General features: G+C 47.8%; 1 pseudogene. It reads left to right on the top strand.

Annotation, left to right across the window (positions count from 1 at the left end):
- A pseudogene (locus ZA07_RS16080) lies at window positions 1–513 on the top strand (hypothetical protein); the annotation flags it as partial.

Raw genomic sequence — 513 nt, 5'->3', positions numbered from 1 at the left:
TTTCTGATGATTGTGGGGAAACTGGTTCGGCTACAGTAACTTTTACTGCCACTGATGGTTGTGGAAATGCAGCATCTACTACCGCTACATTTACTATTATAGACACAATTGCTCCGGTTGCTCCGGATGCACCTGCAGATATCACTTATGAGTGTATCGGCGACATGCCTGCTGCTGGTGAGTTAACTGCTACAGACAACTGTGCTGGTGACATTACAGCTACTGCTGTAGATAGCATGGACGATACAGATCCTTGTAACATTGTGGTGACCAGAACGTGGACATTCACTGATGCGTGTAACAACTCATCTTCGGTGTCACAGACCATCACCATTCAAGATACAACTGCTCCGGTGGCTCCTGAGGCTCCTGCAGATATCACTTACGAGTGTATCGGCGACATGCCTGCTGCTGGTGAGTTGACTGCTACAGACAACTGTGCTGGTGACATTACAGCTACTGCTGTGGATAGCATGGACGATACAGATCCTTGTAACATCGTGGTGACCAGAA

The sequence above is a fragment of the Mangrovimonas sp. ST2L15 genome (genome assembly GCF_001280515.1).
Lineage (GTDB): Bacteria > Bacteroidota > Bacteroidia > Flavobacteriales > Flavobacteriaceae > Mangrovimonas > Mangrovimonas futianensis.
The sequence above is the reverse complement of the archived record's forward strand: the minus strand, read 5'-3'. Positions and strand labels throughout refer to the sequence as shown.